This is a genomic window from Acinetobacter endophylla (assembly GCF_053543775.1).
Genome location: NZ_JBLVOM010000241.1, coordinates 1 through 3,398 on the forward strand (window position 1 = coordinate 1; position 3,398 = coordinate 3,398).

General features: G+C 48.7%; 1 tRNA gene and 1 rRNA gene. Both read right to left on the reverse strand.

From position 1 onward, the window contains the following. Positions 1 to 2,780: ribosomal RNA gene (locus tag ACNPNW_RS10925) — 23S ribosomal RNA — on the reverse strand; the annotation flags it as partial. Positions 2,781 to 3,208: 428 nt separating this feature from the next. Then, positions 3,209 to 3,284 (reverse strand) — tRNA-Ala (locus ACNPNW_RS10930). Between the last annotated feature and the right edge of the window lie 114 nt (positions 3,285 to 3,398).

Here is a 3,398-nt window from a genome sequence, read left to right on the forward strand (position 1 = left end):
GGGAAATCTTATCTTGAGGTAGGCTTCCCGCTTAGATGCTTTCAGCGGTTATCCCTTCCGAACATAGCTACCCGGCGATGCCACTGGCGTGACAACCGGTACACCAGAGGTTCGTCCACTCTGGTCCTCTCGTACTAGGAGCAGATCCTCTCAAATTTCCAACGCCCACGGTAGATAGGGACCGAACTGTCTCACGACGTTCTAAACCCAGCTCGCGTACCTCTTTAAATGGCGAACAGCCATACCCTTGGGACCTGCTTCAGCCCCAGGATGAGATGAGCCGACATCGAGGTGCCAAACACCGCCGTCGATATGAACTCTTGGGCGGTATCAGCCTGTTATCCCCAGAGTACCTTTTATCCGTTGAGCGATGGCCCTTCCATACAGAACCACCGGATCACTAAGACCTACTTTCGTACCTGCTCGACTTGTGGGTCTCGCAGTTAAGCGCGCTTTTGCCTTTATACTCTACGCGTGATTTCCGACCACGCTGAGCGCACCTTCGTACTCCTCCGTTACTCTTTAGGAGGAGACCGCCCCAGTCAAACTACCCACCAGACATGGTCCTCGTCCCGGATAACGGGACAGAGTTAGAACCTCAATATTACCAGGGTGGTATTTCAAGATTGGCTCCACCGAAACTAGCGTCTCGGTTTCAAAGCCTCCCACCTATCCTACACAAGTAAGATCAAAGTTCAATGTCAAGCTGCAGTAAAGGTTCACGGGGTCTTTCCGTCTAGCCGCGGGTACACCGCATCTTCACGGCGAATTCGATTTCACTGAGTCTCTGCTGGAGACAGCGCCCCCATCATTATGCCATTCGTGCAGGTCGGAACTTACCCGACAAGGAATTTCGCTACCTTAGGACCGTTATAGTTACGGCCGCCGTTTACTGGGGCTTCGATCAAGAGCTTCGCTTACGCTAACCCCATCAATTAACCTTCCAGCACCGGGCAGGCATCACACCCTATACGTCCACTTTCGTGTTTGCAGAGTGCTATGTTTTTAATAAACAGTTGCAGGGGCCTGGTTTCTGAGGCTGTCGGCCGCTCAAGGAGCAAGTCCTATCACAGACAACAGCGTACCTTCTCCCGAAGTTACGGTACCATTTTGCCTAGTTCCTTCAGCAGAGTTCTCTCAAGCGCTTTGGTCTACTCGACCTGACCACCTGTGTCGGTTTCGGGTACGATTCCTGTGTAACTGAAGCTTAGAGACTTTTCCTGGAAGCATGGTATCAGCCACTTCACTGTACAAGTACAGCTTGCTATCAGTTCTCAGCATAGAGTACCCCGGATTTGCCTAAGATACATGCCTACAACCTTCCACCTGGACAACCAACGCCAGGCTGACTTAACCTTCTCCGTCCTCTCATCGCATTACACAGAAGTATTGGAATATTAACCAATTTCCCATCGACTACGCCTCTCGGCCTCGCCTTAGGGGTCGACTCACCCAGCCCCGATTAACGTTGGACTGGAACCCTTGGTCTTTCAGCGTGCGAGTTTTTCACTCGCATTGTCGTTACTCACGTCAGCATTCGCACTTCTGATACCTCCAGCAGACTTCTCAATCCACCTTCATCGGCTTACAGAACGCTCCCCTACCACGCATAATAAATTATGCATCCGCAGCTTCGGCATATAGTTTTAGCCCCGTTACATCTTCCGCGCAGGCCGACTCGACTAGTGAGCTATTACGCTTTCTTTAAAGGGTGGCTGCTTCTAAGCCAACCTCCTAGCTGTCTATGCCTTCCCACATCGTTTCCCACTTAACTATAATTTTGGGGCCTTAGCTGGCGGTCTGGATTGTTTTCCTCTTGACTACGGACGTTAGCACCCGCAGTCTGTCTCCCGGATAGTACTCATTGGTATTCGGAGTTTGCATCGGTTTGGTAAGTCGGGATGACCCCCTAGCCGAAACAGTGCTCTACCCCCAATGGTATTCGTCCGAGGCGCTACCTAAATAGCTTTCGGGGAGAACCAGCTATCACCAAGTTTGATTAGCCTTTCACCCCTATCCACAAGTCATCCCCTGGCTTTTCAACGACAGTGGGTTCGGTCCTCCAGTTAGTGTTACCCAACCTTCAACCTGCTCATGGATAGATCACCTGGTTTCGGGTCTATACCCAGCAACTAAACGCCCTATTAAGACTCGGTTTCCCTACGGCTCCCCTATGCGGTTAACCTCGCTACTGAATATAAGTCGCTGACCCATTATACAAAAGGTACGCAGTCACCGGACTAAGCCGGCTCCCACTGCTTGTATGCATGCGGTTTCAGGATCTATTTCACTCCCCTCACAGGGGTTCTTTTCGCCTTTCCCTCACGGTACTGGTTCACTATCGGTCAGTCAGGAGTATTTAGCCTTGGAGGATGGTCCCCCCATATTCAGACAAGGTTTCACGTGCCTCGCCCTACTCGACATCATCATATAAGCCCTTTCGTGTACAGGACTATCACCGTCTACGGTCGCACTTCCCAGAGCGTTCCACTAGAACTTATATGACTTAATGGGCTCTTCCCCTTTCGCTCGCCGCTACTGAGGGAATCTCAATTGATTTCTTTTCCTAAGGGTACTGAGATGTTTCACTTCCCCTCGTTCGCCTTGCAACACTATGTATTCATGTTGCAATACCTACCTTATGGTAAGTGGGTTTCCCCATTCAGACATCTCCGGATCACAGGATATTTGCCGCCTCCCCGGAGCTTTTCGCAGGCTATCACGTCTTTCATCGCCTCTGACTGCCAAGGCATCCACCACATGCACTTAATTACTTGACTATACAACCCCAAACAGTCGTTTATCCTTACAAGTAGGATAAGCAACAGAGTTCGTCTTGCGACTTACTCATACAGTTGGCGTTTCGTAGATTTAACTACTGTACAGCTTCAATTAGATTCATATACCAAAACGCTTGATTCAGTTAATTTCGCTAGAACTCATTTCTACTTTCACAATTGCTTGCTAGGTTGTTTAAAACGAGTTTGAACAAATTATTTCAACTCAAATATATTCTGTTAATGATTTTTCCAGCCTTCGTCAGGTCAGGAAACTGTGATAAATCACAGAGGTTATCAAGTGCGCGTATCATAACGCTTGTACTTGTTAATCTCTAGGATCTAAACACTTGATCGCTTAAGGACTAAACTAACAATCAACTGATTGTCTATTTATTAGCTTTTGTCTTTATACATTCCGTAGGAATGTATGGTGGAGACTAGGAGAGTCGAACTCCTGACCTCCTGCGTGCAAAGCAGGCGCTCTACCAACTAAGCTAAGTCCCCAGCTTATCAATAAGTCAATGTATCGTTCTGTTCTGTTTGCTTCAGCACTTTCATGCTTCGTTAGTCAGATTTGGTGGGTCTGACAAGACTTGAACTTGTGACCCCACGCTTATC